The sequence below is a fragment of the Streptomyces sp. NPDC090106 genome (genome assembly GCF_044747265.1).
GTDB lineage: Bacteria > Actinomycetota > Actinomycetes > Streptomycetales > Streptomycetaceae > Streptomyces.
Genome location: NZ_JBIVDS010000014.1, coordinates 232,019 through 247,719, shown reverse-complemented (window position 1 = coordinate 247,719; position 15,701 = coordinate 232,019). Strand labels below are relative to the sequence as shown.

Below are 15,701 nucleotides of genomic sequence, written 5' to 3'. Positions count from 1 at the left end.
AAAGCGTCGGTTGTGCCAGGACCGGGGGAATTTCGGGACAACAACGTGGCACGCCGGGGCAGGACGGGGCACACGGCTCACGCCGAGAGGGGACCCACCTCGTCCTTGACGGCCGAGCTCAGGTCCACGTGGACGTCGAAGAGCCGGCGGACGCCCAGCGCCCCCAGCACCCGGTTCACGTGCGAGCCCTCCACCGCCCCCCGGTCCGGGAGTATCAGCCGCAGGCTGCCCTGGCAGGACCGGATCAGCCGCCGCGAGGCGATGAGGACACCGACCCCGCTGGAGTCGCAGAAGAAGACCTCGGAGAGGTCGAGGACGAGCGCGTGGCGCCCCTCGGCGACCACGTCGTGCACCCGCTGCCGCAGCACGGGCGACGTCACCAGGTCCAGTTCGCCCGACACATGCAGCACGGCCCAGTCCCCGTGCTCGCCGCCGCTCACGTTGAACGCCACACCACGCCCTTCGTTCGCCGGAACTCCCCGCAAACACGGGGAAACGGAAGCGCTCCTTACGCATCCCTGCAGCGCGGCTGCCCACCGGCGGTTCCCTGAAACACCGCGCCGGAAACGAGAACGGATCGGAAGAGGCTTGTTCTAGCCGTCTTCGATCCTGTTCGATCGTGGATGCGCGCACCATGAACGAGAGGTGAGGACCTCCGCGCAGGTGGAGGAACATCGTCCGGGGCACCCGCGGCTTCTCCGGGGGGCGTGCAATGCGACAAAGGGGCGTGCGCTGTCACAGGTGCCGACTACATTCGAGGAGACGGTGGGTCCAGGCTTGACGGGCACGCCGGGGTACGCGACAGGGCGAGGGGGCTCCATGGCGAAGAAGGACGCACCGCCCCGCTGGGACCGCAAGATGCAGCAGCGTCTGGCACGCGGCGAGGCGGCGGCCCTCGGCGAACTCTACGACCGCTTCGCCTCCCTGGTGCACGGCCTCGCCCACCGCGTCCTCGGCGACGAGCACGCCGCCGACGCCCTCACCCGTGAGGTCTTCACCCACGTCTGGCAGCACCCCGACGCCTACGACCCCAAACAGGGCCCCCTGCGCTCCTGGATCGCCGGCCTCACCCACCACCTCGCCGTACGGCGCCTGCACGCCACGGAGACGGCCGCGCTCGCCGAGGCGGGCCACGGCTCCCTGGAGGAACTGGAGCGCAAGGTCCGCCACGCCTCGGTCGCCGCCCGCGCCGACTACATCGTCACCTCCATGCCGGCCCCGCTGCGCGCCGCCCTGGACCTCGCCTACTTCCAGCGCCGCGACTACCGCCAGACCGCCGCCGACCTCGGTGTCACCGAGGACGAGGCCCGCCGCCGCCTGCGCCTGGGCCTCCAGCTGCTCTCCACCGCCCACGAGGCGGCCACCCCCGGAGCCCCTCCCGGCCACGGGGGTGCCCTGTGACGCGGGCCGGCCGGCACGAGGCGTACGACGAGCACGAGGGCCCGGAGGAACCCGGGCGGGACGACACCGACGCCGAGCGGAGCGGCGACACGTCCGCCGGACCCGCGCACGGCGCCCCCGGCGGCCACGGCCACGGGGACGGAGACACCGACGGCGGAGGCGGGGACGGCGGGAGCGGCCCGACCGTCACCGGCGGCACCCGCCCACCCCGCATACCGCTCCCGCGCGCCTCGATCGAGGACACCGGACGCCCCCTGCCCGACCTGGACGGACCGCCGGAGCCGACGGCGCCGCCGCTCGTGCTCGACCACCCCGTCCTGAAGTCGCTCCTCGGCGCGTGGGCCCTCGCCGCCTGCTCGCCGGAGGAGGCCGCGGCCGTCGAGGACCACCTGGGGCTGTGCGGCACCTGCGCCGACGAGGCGCTGCGGCTGCGCGACGCGGTCGGCCTGCTCCACCCGCCGGAGAGCCTCGACCTGGACCCCGCCCTGCGCACCCGCGTCCTGGACGCCTGCCTGGAGCGCCGCCCGCCCCGTATCCCGGTGCCCGCCTGGGCCACGCCGTACGACGCCGAGACCGCCCGCCTCGACGCGCTGCTGCGCGACATGGGCGACTCCGAGTGGCACGCGCCGGTGCGGCTGCGCTGGTTCGAGGGCGACAAGGCCACCAGCCGCCGGACCACCGTGGCCGGGGTCATCGCCCATCTCCTGACCGTCGACGGCCTGGTCGGCGTGGCCCTCGGACTCGACGACCCGCTCGGCGACGCCGCGTCCGGGGCACCCACCCCGGCCGACCGCACGGAGGCGTACTGGCGCGGCTCCCACTTCCCGCCGACCCGCGCGGTGCGCACCCCGTGGCGGGAGCAGAGCCACGACCTGGTCCGCACCGTCTCCTTCACCGGGACCGGCGCCGGGAAGCTCGCCGTCTCCTACGGCGCCTTCGAACTGCCCCTGCACGACGCCATGCTGGACCGGGCCTTCGAGTGCTGGATCCACGCGGAGGACATCGCCGACGCGGTCGACTACCCGTACCAGCCGCCGTCGCCGCGCCACCTCAACCGCATGATCGACCTCGCGGCCCGCATGCTGCCCGCCGCGCTGGCCGAGCGCCGGCGACAGGGGCTGGCCGCGCCGGCCCGGGGGCGTCATCTCGGCGTGGCCGGGCAGCCGGGGCGCAGTCTGCGGCTGGAGATCGAGGGGCTGGGCGGGGGCGAGTGGCTGATCCCCCTCGACTCCCCCGCCGCGATCGGCTCCGCCGCGCACGAGGTGGCGCACATCGCCCTCGACGGGGTCGAGTTCTGCCACCTCGCGGCCGGCCATGTGTCCCCGACGGAGGCGGCGGCGGGGCAGGTGGGCGACCCCGAGGCGATCAACGACGTCCTGTTCGCGACGGCGTCACTGAGCCGGATGTAGACATGTGGCGGCGAAGACCCATGCCTTTCAGGGGCGCGGGGAACTGCGCGACCAGCCACATCCGTGCCGCACCCGGCAACGGACCCTCAGCCGGCCGCCGCGAGGCCTACGCGAAGACGACCGTCCGTCGCCCGTTCAGCAGGATGCGCCGCTCCGCGTGCCACTTGACCGCCCGCGCCAGCGCCTGGCACTCGACGTCCCGCCCGATGGCGACCAGCTGGTCCGGCGTGACGTCGTGACCGACCCGCTCGACCTCCTGCTCGATGATCGGCCCCTCGTCGAGGTCGGCGGTGACGTAGTGCGCGGTGGCACCGATCAGCTTCACACCGCGCGCATGCGCCTGGTGGTACGGCTTGGCTCCCTTGAAGCTCGGCAGGAAGGAGTGGTGGATGTTGATGATCCGCCCGCTGAGCTGCTTGCACAGGTCGTCCGAGAGGACCTGCATGTAGCGGGCGAGGACGACGAGCTCGACGCCCTCCTCGCGTACCAGCTCCAGCAGCCGCGCCTCCGCCTCGGCCTTGTTCTCCCGCGTCACCGGAATGTGGTGGAAGGGAAGGTCGTAGGAGCCCACGAGCTCGGCGAAGTCGGTGTGGTTGGAGACCACGGCCGCGATGTCGACGGGCAGGGCGCCGATGCTGGCGCGGAAGAGCAGGTCGTTGAGGCAGTGGCCGAACTTGCTGACCATGAGGACGACCTTCATCCGGTCCTCGGCCCGGTGGATCTGCCAGTCCATGTGGAAGGAGTCACCGATCGCGGCGAAGCTGGCCCGCAGCTTGTCCACCGTCACCGGCGCCTCCGCCGAGAAGTGGACCCGCATGAAGAACAGACCCGTGTCGTGGTCGCCGAACTGCTGGCTGTCCTCGATGTTGCAGCCGGTCATGAAGAGGTAGCTCGACACGGCGTGCACGATGCCCTGCTTGTCGGGGCAGGAGAGCGTGAGGACGTACTGCTCGGCGGGGGCCGCGGCCCGGGCGGACTGCTCGTTCATGCGGGACAGGGTCTCACGCCCGGCGGCGCCGCCGGGAACGCGTCCGTCACGCGGAACGCGTCATGATCTGCAGCACCTGGAGGGTCCGCGGCGGCGTGTCCGGCTCCTCGCCGTCGGCGGTCGCCATCCGTACGTGGGCGTCCCGGGCGGCGCGCACGGCCTCGGGCCAGCCCGGGTTCTCCATGTACACGGAGACGGGGGCGTCCGGCCCGGCCTGGTGCATGATCCGCAGGACGCGCAGCACGGCGGTGTCGACGAGCGCCGCCTCCTGGGAGTCCCGGAAGATCGTGCCGACGTACTTCTCGGCGGACCAGTTGTCGAGCCAGGTGTCCTCGACGAGGCGGTAGACGGCGTCGGTGACGTCGCCGTACCCCTCGACGCCGGCCAGCCAGACGTCACGCTGGAACGCCGGGTCGGAGAGCATGTGCAGCGCGGAGCGCACATTGCTGCGCCAGCGCCACCACGGCATGTCGTTGAGTGGCATGTCGCCCATGGTGGATGAGCGACGGCCGCGACGGGAAGACTTCTCCGAACCTTGCACGGTCATCGATCGTACGTTCCTCGTCACACGCGTCGCACCGGCCCCCGCAATTCACCTTCACGTCACCCTACGTCGACCGTAAGTCACTCCCGGGTTGGCCATGTGGCGGAAGCGTGTGTGGACATGACCGGCAGGCGACGTACGCGCAGCACCTTCCTCCCCGAGTTCAAGCGGCCCGCCAGAGCCACCGCCCTCGCGGCGGGGGCCTTGGCGGCCTGCGCGTCGCTCGCCGTCGGATGTGGTGTCATCCCCGGTGTCACGGGGGGCTCCGGGGACGACACCATCAAGGTCATGACGTGGGCGCCGATGGACACGCGCGCCACCAACAAGCCCGGAATGCCCGCCTTCGCCCAGGCGTACGCGCGCTGGGTGAACTCCCAGGGCGGCATCGACGGCCGCAAGCTCCAGGTCCTCGTCTGCAACGACCACAACGACACCGTCTCCGCCGCCCGGTGCGCCCAGCGCGCCGCCGACGAGAACGTCGTCGCGGTCGTCGGCTCCTACAGCCAGCACGCCGACGCGTTCCTGCCCACCCTGGAGAGCGCCGACATCCCCTACATAGGCGGCTTCGGCATCACCAACTCCGAGTTCGACAGCCCTCTGTCGTACCCCGTCAACGGCGGCCAGCCCAGCCTGCTCGCCGGACTCGGCGAGGAACTGGGCGGCGTGTGCGGGCCCGTCGCGCTCGTGCGGCCCGACAGCATCGCGGGCGACGAACTGCACACCATGCTCGACTCCGGCCTCCAGGCGGGCCGGCACGCGGCGGCGGCCGACCAGCTGGCCGCCGAGGACGCCACCGAGTACTCCGTCCAGTCCGAGCGCGCCCTCGGCCGGGTGACGACCGACCCGGCGAAGAAGGGCTGCGTGATACCGGCCCTCGGCGACCGCACCAGCACCTTCATGGACTCCTTCCGGCGCGCCCGCGAGGACTACCCGGACGTGCGGGTGGCCACCGTCATGGGCAGCGTCGACCAGACCGTGATCGACGCCTCCGGCGGGGCGTCGGGCCCCTACGAGGGGGCGTACATCTCCGGCTGGTACCCGCCCTCCACCGACAAGCGCTGGGACGGGATGAAGAAGGTCATCAAGGAGCAGGCCTTCTCCGACAACCGCATCGACGCCGACGACACCGGGGTGCAGACCACCTGGCTCGCGTACACCGTCCTGAAGGCGGTCGTGGAGTCCATCGACGGCGGCGAGGTGACCGGCTCCGCGATCCGGCGGAGCCTCGACGGCGGCCTGAAGATCAGCACCGGCGGTCTGACCCCCACCCTGAGCTGGGGCTACGACGAAGGGCTCGCCGTCATCGGGCTGCCCCGGCTCGTCAACACCGACGTGATGCTCCAGGCGGTGCGCCGCGGCCGGCTGGTGTCGGTGACCAAGGACTTCACCGACGTCAGCAAGACCCTGGAGTCCGCCGACGTCGGCTAGGGCCTGTCAGGCCGCCGCGGGCATCAGAGCTGGGTGTAGGTGCGCTCGGTCAGGCCGTACTGCTTGGCGATCGTGTTCCACAGCTGGGCGGCCGTCTTCTTCGCGGTGGTCGCCTCGCCGCTGGCCCGGTTGCCCTGCTGGGTCTGGCCGGTGGAACTGGCCTGGCCCTTGCGGCAGAGCTTGTTCTTCTTCGCGCCGACCTGGTCGGCCCAGGCCGCGTAGTGGGTGTCGGCGGAGGCGGACGCCTTCCACGCGTCGGTGAGCGCGCTGGTCAGCTTCTCGTGGTCCGGGAGCTGGTCCACGGACAGCTCGCCGAGCCGGGTCACCAGGTCGTTGCGCTGGGTGGCCGCGTTGCGCAGATCGGTGCCCGCCTGCCCGAGGTCCTTGCACGCCTTCACGTCCGCCACGGCGCTGATCACCGACGAGCGGCTGTTCCCGCTGTCCGCGAGCAGCTTGTCCAGCGCCACCGCCTGCTCCTTGACGGCGTCGGAGGACGGCGAGGCGGATTCCTCGGTGGCGGGCGCGGTCGCGGAGACCGGCTGGTTGGCGTCGCTCTTGTCGTCCCCGCCGCCCCCGGCCATCAGCGCGCCCGCGCCGATGCCGAGCACGGCGATCCCGATCCCGACGGCCGCGATGACCGGCACCCGCGAGCGCGGACGCCCGCCGTCCCGGTCCGGGGCGGCGGCCCGCCGCCCAGGCGAGCCGTACGACGGCTGCGGCGCGGCGTACGCGGGCGGGGGCGCCGCCTGGTCGAAGCGCGGCAGCTGCTGCGTGGACGGGGCGGCCCCGGCGGCGTCGTCCCGGAAGAGGTTGTCGAACTCGGAGGGCGGCTGCCGACTGTCGTCCGTCACCGGCGGGATGAACTGGGTGGCCTGCGCGTCCGGCCCGGCCGCGTGCGGCTGCTGCCCCGGGAACTGCGGCTGCCCGCCCCCGGCCGGCACCTCCGGCGGGAGCGCCCCCGGCCCGACCGGCGGGATGAACTGCGTCGCCCCCTCGTCGGGCGCCGGCTGCCCGTAGGGGCCCTGTGCCTGGACGGGCGGGATGTACTGCGTGGCGCCCTCGTCCACGGGCGGCAGCGGTACGCCGGTGGAGGCGCCGTTCCCGGCCGGGTTCCCGTAGGGGTCGGCGGGCGGCAGCGGCGCGCTCACGCCGGTTCCGGCGACCGGGGGCAGGTAGTAGGAGGTCGCCTGGTCGGCGTCGTACCCGGGGTGCGCCGCCTGGGGCGGGGCCGCCGGGGTGTCCTGGCCGGCCGGGGGCAGGTAGTAGGAGGTGGGCTGGTCCGCGTCGTAGGCGCCGCCGGGCGCCTGGCCGCCCGCCTGCGGCTGCTCCGGTACGCCGCCCGAGAGATCCTGCGCGCTCCACTGCTGCGTCTGCGGCCCGTAGGGGTCCGGAGCGCTCCACGACTGGCCCTGCTGGGCGCCCCAGCCGTCACCCGGCTGCGGGGCCGGCGCCTGCTGCTCGGGGCCCCAGGCGTTGCCCCAGGACTGGCCGCCGGGAGGCGCGGCGGGGGCGGGGGGCGTGGGCTGCGCGGGGATGTGGGGGCCGACCGGTCCGCCCGCCATGCCCGGCAGCAGCGGTTCGCCACCGTCGGAGGGCAGCACGATGCCTTCGCGCGCCACGCGCTGCGAGGGCTCCTCGCCCTGTCCACTCTGCGTCACCGGGACTCCTACTAATGGGGGACCTTGTGAATCGTCGGCTCACGCTACCGGGTCCCCCGAGCCCGGTGCCACGCAGCACCGGGCGTGACGTACGTCCCTGTGACGGCGGTAACAGACCGGGCTCCTGTCCGCTCCGTGCACCCCCTTTCGCCCTACTGGCCTTCGTTTCCGCTGTGTTCACGCGCGCGTGGCCACGGGTTTCACGCGGCGGCCTGCAACTCGACGCGCGCCCCGAACTCCCTTACCACGGGCTCCTCCCGGAACGGTTCGAGCCGGGTCTGGAAATCCTCCAGGTACTCGGCGCCCCGGTTGGAGCGCAGGGTCTCCAGCAGTTCCACGGCCTTCAGGCCGGTGTGGCAGGCCTGTTCGACCTCGCGCTGCTGCACCAGCGCGGTGGCGAGCAGGACGTACCCGATGGCGCGGCGCCGCGCCTTGGTCTCCGGGAGCGCGTCCAGCGCCTCCTGCGCGCGCCGGGCCGCCGCGTCGGCCTGGCCGAGGTCGCGGTGGCAGTGCGCCAACTCGTCGGCGAGATAGGCCTCGTCGAAGTGCTGGATCCACGGCGGGTCGTCCCCGGAGTCCGGGTCCGCGGCCTCCAGCGCGCCGACCGCCCGCCCGGACGCCAGCTGGGCCGCGCGCGCGTCCCCGAGGAGCGCGTGCCCGCGGGCCTCCGCCGCGTGGAACATCGACTCCGCGCGCGGGGTGACCCGGCCGCGCGCCCCCTCCTGCGCCGCCCGCGCCAACTGGGCGATCTCGCGCGGGTTTCCGAGCTGCGCGGCGAGATGGCTCATGGACGCGGCGAGGACGTACCCGCCGTACCCGCGGTCGCCCGCGGCCTGGGCCAGGCGCAGCGCCTGGATGTAGTACCGCTGGGCCAGGCCGGGTTGACCGGTGTCGATGGCCATGTACCCGGCGAGTTCGGTGAGTCGGGCGACGGCCGCGAACAGGTCCCGTCCGACGGCCTCGCGGTACGACCCGGCGAGCAGCCCGCTGACGACACTGTTGAGGTAGTGCACGACGACCGGGCGCACATGCCCGCTGCCGTACTGGTGGTCGAGGTCGACCAGTGCCTGCGTCATGGCCTTCACGGCGGCCACGTCGGACTGTCCGACCCGGGGTCCCGCGGACCGCGCCACCTGCGAGTCGGGGGACGAGATCAGCCAGTCCCGGCTCGGCTCGACGAGCGCGGACGCGGCGACCGAGGACCCGGACAGGAAGTCGCGGCGGCCCACGTCGCTGCGCCACAGCTCGCAGACCTGCTCGATGGCCCCCAGCACCGTCGGCGAGAACTGGAGACCGACGCCGGAGGCGAGGTTCTTGCCGTTGGCCATGCCGATCTCGTCGATCGTGACCGTCCGGCCCAGTTTGCGCCCGAGCGCCTCCGCGATGATCGCGGGCGCCCGTCCCCGCGGCTGCTGGCCGCGCAGCCAGCGGGCCACGGACGTCTTGTCGTAGCGCAGGTCGAGACCGTGCTCGGCGCCGCACATGTTGACCCTTCGGGCCAGCCCGGCGTTCGAGCACCCCGCTTCCTGAATCAGCGCCTGCAGCCGTTCGTTCGGCTGCCGCGCGACAAGCGGCCTTGCGGCCATGGCGTACCCCCTGCTTTCTGGCAGCTCACAGCCCGAGGCTGCGGTGCCTTCCCGTGCACCGGGTTGACGTGTCTTCCACCGAAAAGATCCGGCCGTGAAGATCGATGCCCCATGGTCGAAGGGCATATGCGAGGCATGCGAGGATTGCCGGGGTAAAGGCGGTTGCCGCCCCCACCTCTGGCTACCCGGATCACGCCACGGTTCCTCCCGCGCGCCCCCACACGTGCATCCATGCGCCCCAGATGCGGAATCGATGCCCCTCCCCCGCGCGCGTTACGCCCGTAACCCGAGGTGGGTGCGGGAGTTGTGTTCATCGTGGAAGAGACCATCGCCGGCGCCGAAGCCGCCCAGATTCCGAAGCAGCGTGGGGAATCCCTGCTGGAGACCGCCGTCCGGTACGCCGAGGAGCGCCACTGGGACGTCTTCCCCGGCACCTGGCTGGAAGCCGTCGACGGGGTGCAGCGCTGCTCCTGCGGCGAACCGGCGTGCGCCGCACCCGGCGCGCACCCGGCGCGCGACGACTGGGCGACGCAGGCCACGGGCAGTGCGACCGTCGCGCGCCGGTTGTGGTCCAAGCAGCCCCTGGCGTCGATCCTGCTGCCGACGGGGCGCACGTTCGACGCGGTGTCCGTGCCGGAGACGGCCGGGTTCCTGGCGCTGGCGCGGATGGAGCGCATGGAGCTGACCCTGGGTCCGGTGACGCTCTCCCCGGACCGCCGGATGCACTTCTTCGTGCTGCCGGGTGCCTCGGTGAAGGTGCCGGACCTGGTCCGCAAGCTGGGCTGGGCGCCGTCCTCGCTGGCTCTGGAGGCCCTCGGCGAGGGCGCCTACGTGGCCGCGCCGCCCACCCGCTTCGGGTCCAGCGGCGCCGTGCAGTGGGCGTGCCGCCCCACGCCGGCCAACCGATGGCTGCCGGACGCCGAGGAGTTGATCTCCCCGCTGGCCTACGCGTGCGGCCGGGACAGGTGAGGAGCGCCGCCCGGCCGTAGGGTTCACGCATGACGTCGGCCGTGAGTGTGCGTGGGCTCTGGAAGCGGTTCGGGCAGCAGATCGCCGTTGCCGGGATCGATCTGGAGCTGCCCGCGGGGAAGTTCATCGGGCTGGTCGGGCCGAACGGGGCCGGCAAGACCACCACCCTGTCCATGATCACGGGGCTGCTCCGCCCCGATCACGGCTCGGTGGAGGTCGTCGGGCACGACGTGTGGCGCGACCCCGTGGAGGTCAAGGCGCGGATCGGGGTGCTCCCGGAGGGCCTGCGGCTCTTCGAGCGGCTGTCGGGGCGTGAACTGCTCGCCTACTCGGGGCGGTTGCGGGGGCTGCCCGGCACCGAGGTCGACAAGCGGGCCACCCAGCTCCTGGAGGTCCTGGACCTCGCGGGCGCGCAGCACAAGCTGGTCGTGGACTACTCGACCGGCATGCGCAAGAAGATCGGGCTGGCCGCGGCCCTCCTGCACAACCCCGAAGTCCTCTTCCTGGACGAGCCGTTCGAGGGCGTCGACCCGGTCTCCGCGCAGATCATCCGGGGTGTCCTGGAGCGGTACACCGCCTCCGGCGCCACCGTCGTCTTCTCCTCCCACGTCATGGAGCTCGTCGAGTCGCTGTGCGACTGGGTGGCGGTGCTCGCCGCGGGCCGGATCCGGGCGCACGGCCCGCTGGCGGAGGTCCGCGGGGACGCCGACTCGCTCCAGCAGGCCTTCCTGGAGCTGGTGGGGGCGCACGGCCGGGACACCGGGAGCGATCTGGACTGGCTGGGCGGCGGGGCGGCCCGGTGAGCGCGGACGTCACCGCCGTCGTCGTACGGCTGAAGCTGTCGCTGTTGCGCAACGGGCTGAAGCAGTCCAGCGGGCGGGCCACCGCGTATGTCGCCTCGGCCGTGGTGTCGCTGCTGTTCGCCGGGTTGCAGCTGCTCGGGCTGATCGCGCTGCGGGGCAACGCGCACGCCGGGTCGGTGGTGGTCCCGCTGGTGGCGGTGCTGGCGCTGGGCTGGGCGGTGATGCCGCTGTTCTTCCCCAGCGGCGACGAGACCCTCGACCCGACGCGCCTGGTCATGCTCCCCCTGCACCCCCGCCCTCTGGTCCGCGCGCTGCTGGCGGCCTCGCTGGTGGGGATCGGGCCGCTGTTCACGCTGTGCCTGCTCGTCGGTTCCGTGATCGCGGTGGCGCACGGGGCGGCCGGCTACGTCGTCGCCGTCGTCGGGGTCGCACTGGCGCTGCTGGTGTGCGTGGCCCTCGCGCGGACGGTGGCCGCCGCCAACATCCGGTTGCTGAGCAGCCGCAAGGGCCGCGATCTGGCGGTGCTGAGCGGGCTGGTCGTCGCGGTCGGCGCCCAGTTGCTCAACTTCGGTGCGCAGCGCCTCGGTTCGAGCGGCCTGTCCCAGCTGGACCCGGTCGCGGACGTGCTGCGCTGGGTGCCCCCGGCGTCCGCGATCGACGCGGTGCGCAGCGCGAGCGAGGGCTCGTACGGGATCGCGGCCGGCCAACTCGCGCTGAGCGCGCTGGCGTTGGGTGCGCTGCTCGCCGTGTGGTCACGGCATCTGACGCGGCTGATGACCGAGCCGGACGGGTCGACGCTGCCGGCCGGGGCGGAGTCGGCGGTGCGGGAGCGGTCGTCCACCGGACTGGCGCGGCTGCTGCCGGCCGGACGGACGGGCACGGTCGTCGAGCGCAGCCTGCGGTACATCTGGCGGGACCCGAAGACCAAGTCCGCGTGGGTGACCTCGCTGGCGATCGGGCTGATCGTGCCCGTGTTCAACGCGCTCCAGGGCACCGGCTCGGTCTACTTCGCGTGCTTCGCCTCGGGGATGCTCGGGATCATGATGTACAACCAGTTCGGCCAGGACACCTCGGCCTTCTGGATCGTCGCCCTGACCATTTCCTCGCCCCGTGACGCCTATCTCGAACTGCGCGGCCGGGCGCTGGCGCTGCTGCTCATCACCCTCCCGTACGCCACGCTCGTCACCGTCGTGACGACGTCGCTGCTGGGTGCCTGGTCCCAGCTCCCCGCGGTGCTCGGCCTGTCCCTCGCGCTGCTCGGCGCGATGCTCGCCACCGGCGCCTGGACCTCGGCCCGCTTCCCGTACTCCATCCCGCAGGAGGGCTACAAGAACGTGGCCCCCGGTCAGGCCGGGCTGGCCTGGATCTCCATCTTCGGCGGCATGGTCGGCGCGGCCCTGCTGTGCTCCCCGGTGATCGCCCTCACGATCTGGTCCGGCGTCAGCGCCGACGGCCATCGCTGGGCCTGGCTGCTGCTGCCGGTGGGCGCGCTGTACGGCTCGGTGATCACGCTGCTGGGGCTGCGGCTGGCCGCGCCGAGGACGGCGTCCCGGCTGCCGGAGATCCTCACGGCGGTGAGCAAGGCGTGACCGGCCCGGGCGGGGCGCCGCTCACCCCGTGAGCCCGTCGAGGAACGGTTCGATGGCGCCCCGCCAGGCCACCGGCTGGTCGTAGTGGACGAGGTGACCCGCGTCGGCGACCTCCGCGTACTGCCCGAGCGGCAGGACCCGCACCATCTCCTGGGCCTCCGCCCGCCCCAGCTCCCCGTCCAGGCCGCGGACGACGAGCGTCGGGCAGCGGACCTGGGCCAGCTCCTCCCAGTGCGCGTCGTACACCCACGTCTCGCGGGACTTGAGCATCTGCTCGGGCTCGAAAACCGGCCGCCAGCCGTCCGGTGACTCGGACATGACCTCGGCGTAGAACTCGCCGCGCGCGGGGTTGGGGCGCTCGACCCAGGGGTCGTCCTCGCCGAACCACTTGCGGACGTCGGCGAGCGTGGCGAAGGGGACGGGCCAGGAGTCGAACCAGGCGGACCACTCGCGCTGGGAGGCCGAGCCGAGGGCGGAGGCCCGCATGTCGCAGATGATGACGCCCGAGACCAGGTCGGGCCGTTTCGCGGCGAGCTGCCAGGCGGTGAGCGCGCCCATGGCGTGTCCGATGAGGACGGCCGGGCCGAGGCCGAGCTGTTCGAGGGCGGCCTCGGCGTCCTCGACGTAGGCCTCGCGGGTGAAGGCGGCCCGCGGGGGCTTGCCGCTCTGTCCGTGGCCGCGCTGGTCGAGGGCGACGGCACGGTGGCGGCCGGACAGCCAGCGCGCGGTGGAGGCCCAGTGGGAGGCCCGGCCCATCAGTCCGTGGAGTAACAGCACGCCGGGCGTGTGGTCCTCGCGCTCCCGTGCGTCCCGTTCCGGTGCCGTCTGGTCGGGCTTGGGAGGGTCGCCGAACTCCCAGGCCGCGAGACGTACGCCGCCCGCTCCGGTCACGTCGATGCGCCGCGCCATTGGTCCTGGCACCCCCCTTGAACCGTCTTCCGCCTGCCATGTCCGACGTACTCGGTGTCCTTGCCGCCCCTCCCTGAAGCGCGCGTTCCATGTGGCGTGTCACCCGAAGGCTATAGAACTCCCATTCGAAGATGCGGCTGGTGCCGCCAACACCCCTCGTTCGAGTGACCATGCCCGCGGAATGATCGCCGTCGCCGAGGGGAGATGTTCAGCGGGAGGCGGACCGGTCGGGGAAACCGGTCCGAGGGGATCGACCCTGGGAGCTCGGGGCTCCGGGTCGGCACAGGGGAGGACAGGCCCCGGCGCCGCGAGGCGCCGGGGCCCTCCGTACGTCTGCGGCACATCATCCCGCCCCCTCCGGTCATATGCCTCAAGCGACAGCCTTGCACGCGAGACGGGCGAGCGCTGCGATTCGTCGCACTGAATCTTGTGCGATCGGCGACCGCGCCGACAGGACGCCAGGTCACCGCCGGGCTGCCGCCCGGACGAAACAACTGCCCCCGAGGTCACGGAAGTTGACCGACGGGCCCGTCCGTCCGCGGTCAGCGCTTGGCGACGAAGACATGCGAGGCGACGTCCGCCTCCAGCTCGGCCGCCTCACCCCCGCTGCCCACCAGCACACCGCCCGCGGACTCCGTCACGCTCACCACGGAGCCGGGCTGCACGCCCGCGCGCCGCAGCGTGTACATGAGCTGCGCGTCGGTCTGGATGGGCTCCCCGATCCGGCGCACGACGACCGTCTTGCCGTCGCTGCCCGGGTCGAGGTCGGCGAGCGAGACCATGCCCTCGTCCAGGAACGGGTCGGCGCCGTCCTTCTCGCCGAGCTCCTCCAGACCGGGGATGGGGTTGCCGTACGGCGACTCGGTGGGGTGGCGCAGCAGCTCCAGCACGCGGCGCTCGACGGCCTCGCTCATCACGTGCTCCCAGCGGCACGCCTCGGCGTGGACCTGTTCCCACTCCAGGCCGATCACGTCGACCAGGAGGCACTCGGCGAGGCGGTGCTTGCGCATCACGCGCGTCGCCAGCCGGCGGCCCTCGTCGGTCAGCTCCAGATGCCGGTCGCTCGCCACGGACACCAGTCCGTCCCGCTCCATCCGCGCCACCGTCTGCGAGACGGTCGGGCCGCTCTGGTCGAGCCGTTCCGCGATCCGGGCGCGCATGGGGACCACACCTTCCTCCTCCAGCTCGAGGATGGTGCGGAGATACATCTCCGTGGTGTCGATCAGTCCGGACATACGTGCCCCTCGATTAGCTCTGCGATTAGCTCCGCCACAAGCGCGACCACTTCGCGGCGCGTGCGCTGGCCCTGACCTCAATTCTGACGCATAGCACTGACAACCGTGCCTCGCCGGTGAAACGAGCGGGTTTCCCGGGTGTTCCGGCGCCCCGGACGGGCCTTCCGGCCGCCCGGGGCGTCGCCGTATTGACACCGCGATGGTCCAGACCGCACGGTGATCCGCGACACAGCCGACGATCCTCGATCCAGCCGACCCGAAGGGGCCCGTATGAGCGACGGCACGCCCGCCGAACGGTTCTTCGACGCCGCGATCGGCCTGCTCCAGCGGGCCCGCGACGAGGAGGGCGAGTCGATCGAAGCGGCCGGTGCCGCCCTCGCGGACACCGTGGCCGCAGGGGGGCGCCTCTTCGCCTTCGGCGCCGGGCACTCCTCGCTGCCCGCGCAGGACGTCGTCTACCGGGCCGGCGGGCTCGCGCTGATGAACCTGCTCGTGGTCCCCGGGGTGGTGGGCGTCGACGTGATGCCGGCGACGCTCGGCTCCGCGCTGGAGCGGGTCGACGGACTCGCGACGACCGTCCTGGACTGCTCGCCGCTGCGCGCGGGCGACGCCCTGGTGATCATCTCCCTGTCGGGCCGCAACGCGCTGCCCGTCGAGATGGCGGCGGCGGCCCGCGCGCGGGGCGTGAAGGTGATCGGCGTGACCTCGGTGGCGTACGCCTCGGAGACCTCCTCGCGGCACTCCTCCGGCACCTTCCTGAAGGACCAGTGCGACATCGTCCTCGACTCCAAGATCGCCCCCGGTGACGCGGAGCTGACCCTCGACACCGTGCCCGCGCCCTTCGCGCCCGCCTCGACGGTCGTCACCTCGGCCCTGATGCAGGCGGTCCTGGCGACGGCGGCGACCCGGCTGGCCGAGCGGGGCGTGGAGCCGCCGCTGCTGCGGTCGGGGAACGTGGACGGGGGCCTGGCCTGGAACGACCGGGTCTTCGAGGAGTACGGCGACCGGATCTTCTACCGCCGCTGAGCCCGGCCGCCGGGGCGCGTCGGCGAGCGGGGGCGCCGCCCACGCCCTCACGGCAGCGGGAAACGGGCCGGACGCCGCGGGACAGGCGGGACTTCCCGCACCCGGACTCGCACCCGGACCGGACCCCGCCCGGCGGCAGCCGCGGCGGCCCGGGCG

The 15,701-nt window shown here is 72.9% G+C and carries 14 protein-coding genes; 7 read left to right on the top strand and 7 right to left on the bottom strand.

Translation table 11 applies throughout. The annotated features are described in order from the left end of the window. Positions 1-77: 77 nt before the first annotated feature. Entirely contained in the window at positions 78-452 is a 375-nt protein-coding gene (locus ACIPSE_RS37245) for an STAS domain-containing protein (protein WP_401671832.1), read from the bottom strand. A gap of 367 nt (positions 453-819) precedes the next feature. Here ACIPSE_RS37245 and ACIPSE_RS37240 point away from each other — a divergent pair, with 367 nt between their 5' ends. Then, entirely contained in the window at positions 820-1,401 is a 582-nt protein-coding gene (locus ACIPSE_RS37240; RefSeq protein WP_401671830.1) for an RNA polymerase sigma factor, read from the top strand. Then, entirely contained in the window at positions 1,398-2,810 is a 1,413-nt protein-coding gene (locus ACIPSE_RS37235; RefSeq protein ID WP_401671827.1) for an MDMPI N domain containing protein, read from the top strand. Before ACIPSE_RS37240 ends, ACIPSE_RS37235 begins: the two co-directional genes overlap by 4 nt. Before the next feature lie 106 nt (positions 2,811-2,916). Here the strand turns inward: ACIPSE_RS37235 and purU are convergent, their stop codons facing one another. Then, on the bottom strand, positions 2,917-3,798 hold the full coding sequence (gene purU, locus ACIPSE_RS37230; protein ID WP_401671824.1) for a formyltetrahydrofolate deformylase: 882 nt from the start codon (positions 3,796-3,798) through the stop codon (positions 2,917-2,919). Between the two features lie 46 nt (positions 3,799-3,844). Then, positions 3,845-4,345, bottom strand: a complete 501-nt coding sequence (locus ACIPSE_RS37225) for a hypothetical protein (RefSeq protein WP_401671821.1) — start codon at positions 4,343-4,345, stop codon at positions 3,845-3,847. Between the two features lie 117 nt (positions 4,346-4,462). Between ACIPSE_RS37225 and ACIPSE_RS37220 the strand changes: the two genes are divergently transcribed. Beyond that, complete coding sequence (locus ACIPSE_RS37220; protein WP_401671819.1) at positions 4,463-5,770, top strand: ABC transporter substrate-binding protein; 1,308 nt, start codon at positions 4,463-4,465, stop codon at positions 5,768-5,770. Positions 5,771-5,793: 23 nt separating this feature from the next. Here the strand turns inward: ACIPSE_RS37220 and ACIPSE_RS37215 are convergent, their stop codons facing one another. Together ACIPSE_RS37215 and ACIPSE_RS37210 are read right to left on the bottom strand one after the other, a co-directional pair. Beyond that, positions 5,794-7,428, bottom strand: a complete 1,635-nt coding sequence (locus ACIPSE_RS37215; protein ID WP_401671817.1) for a hypothetical protein — start codon at positions 7,426-7,428, stop codon at positions 5,794-5,796. Between the two features lie 200 nt (positions 7,429-7,628). Next, positions 7,629-9,014, bottom strand: a complete 1,386-nt coding sequence (locus ACIPSE_RS37210) for a transcriptional regulator (protein ID WP_401671814.1) — start codon at positions 9,012-9,014, stop codon at positions 7,629-7,631. Positions 9,015-9,320: 306 nt separating this feature from the next. Between ACIPSE_RS37210 and ACIPSE_RS37205 the strand changes: the two genes are divergently transcribed. The 3 genes from ACIPSE_RS37205 to ACIPSE_RS37195 are packed head-to-tail and all read left to right on the top strand — an operon-like array spanning position 9,321 to position 12,375. After that, positions 9,321-9,983 carry a bifunctional DNA primase/polymerase gene (locus tag ACIPSE_RS37205; protein WP_401671812.1) on the top strand — a complete coding sequence of 221 codons (663 nt, stop codon included), beginning with the start codon at positions 9,321-9,323 and terminating at the stop codon, positions 9,981-9,983. 29 nt (positions 9,984-10,012) lie between these two features. After that, a complete protein-coding gene (locus ACIPSE_RS37200) occupies positions 10,013-10,786 on the top strand; it encodes an ABC transporter ATP-binding protein (protein ID WP_401671809.1) in 774 nt (257 codons plus the stop codon). After that, on the top strand, positions 10,783-12,375 hold the full coding sequence (locus ACIPSE_RS37195; RefSeq protein WP_401671807.1) for a transporter: 1,593 nt from the start codon (positions 10,783-10,785) through the stop codon (positions 12,373-12,375). Before ACIPSE_RS37200 ends, ACIPSE_RS37195 begins: the two co-directional genes overlap by 4 nt. Before the next feature lie 21 nt (positions 12,376-12,396). On the opposite strand, the gene ACIPSE_RS37190 is transcribed toward ACIPSE_RS37195, so the two are convergent. Both ACIPSE_RS37190 and ACIPSE_RS37185 read right to left on the bottom strand, forming a co-directional pair. Beyond that, positions 12,397-13,284, bottom strand: coding sequence for an alpha/beta fold hydrolase (locus ACIPSE_RS37190; protein WP_401671804.1), 888 nt, complete (start codon positions 13,282-13,284; stop codon positions 12,397-12,399). A gap of 542 nt (positions 13,285-13,826) precedes the next feature. After that, positions 13,827-14,519, bottom strand: a complete 693-nt coding sequence (locus ACIPSE_RS37185) for a metal-dependent transcriptional regulator (protein WP_067120881.1) — start codon at positions 14,517-14,519, stop codon at positions 13,827-13,829. A gap of 270 nt (positions 14,520-14,789) precedes the next feature. Here ACIPSE_RS37185 and ACIPSE_RS37180 point away from each other — a divergent pair, with 270 nt between their 5' ends. After that, a complete protein-coding gene (locus ACIPSE_RS37180; protein ID WP_401671802.1) occupies positions 14,790-15,545 on the top strand; it encodes an SIS domain-containing protein in 756 nt (251 codons plus the stop codon). Positions 15,546-15,701 lie beyond the last annotated feature (156 nt).

Excerpts from the sequence above, each read along its gene's own strand:
- ACIPSE_RS37190 (WP_401671804.1), bottom strand. The coding sequence starts at position 13,284 with ATGGCGCGGCGCATCGACGTGACCGGAGCGGGCGGCGTACGTCTCGCG.
- ACIPSE_RS37180 (WP_401671802.1), top strand. The coding sequence starts at position 14,790 with ATGAGCGACGGCACGCCCGCCGAACGGTTCTTCGACGCCGCGATCGGC.
- ACIPSE_RS37220 (WP_401671819.1), top strand. The coding sequence starts at position 4,463 with ATGACCGGCAGGCGACGTACGCGCAGCACCTTCCTCCCCGAGTTCAAG.
- purU (WP_401671824.1), bottom strand. The coding sequence starts at position 3,798 with ATGAACGAGCAGTCCGCCCGGGCCGCGGCCCCCGCCGAGCAGTACGTC.
- ACIPSE_RS37210 (WP_401671814.1), bottom strand. The coding sequence starts at position 9,014 with ATGGCCGCAAGGCCGCTTGTCGCGCGGCAGCCGAACGAACGGCTGCAG.
- ACIPSE_RS37200 (WP_401671809.1), top strand. The coding sequence starts at position 10,013 with ATGACGTCGGCCGTGAGTGTGCGTGGGCTCTGGAAGCGGTTCGGGCAG.
- ACIPSE_RS37225 (WP_401671821.1), bottom strand. The coding sequence starts at position 4,345 with ATGACCGTGCAAGGTTCGGAGAAGTCTTCCCGTCGCGGCCGTCGCTCA.
- ACIPSE_RS37240 (WP_401671830.1), top strand. The coding sequence starts at position 820 with ATGGCGAAGAAGGACGCACCGCCCCGCTGGGACCGCAAGATGCAGCAG.
- ACIPSE_RS37185 (WP_067120881.1), bottom strand. The coding sequence starts at position 14,519 with ATGTCCGGACTGATCGACACCACGGAGATGTATCTCCGCACCATCCTC.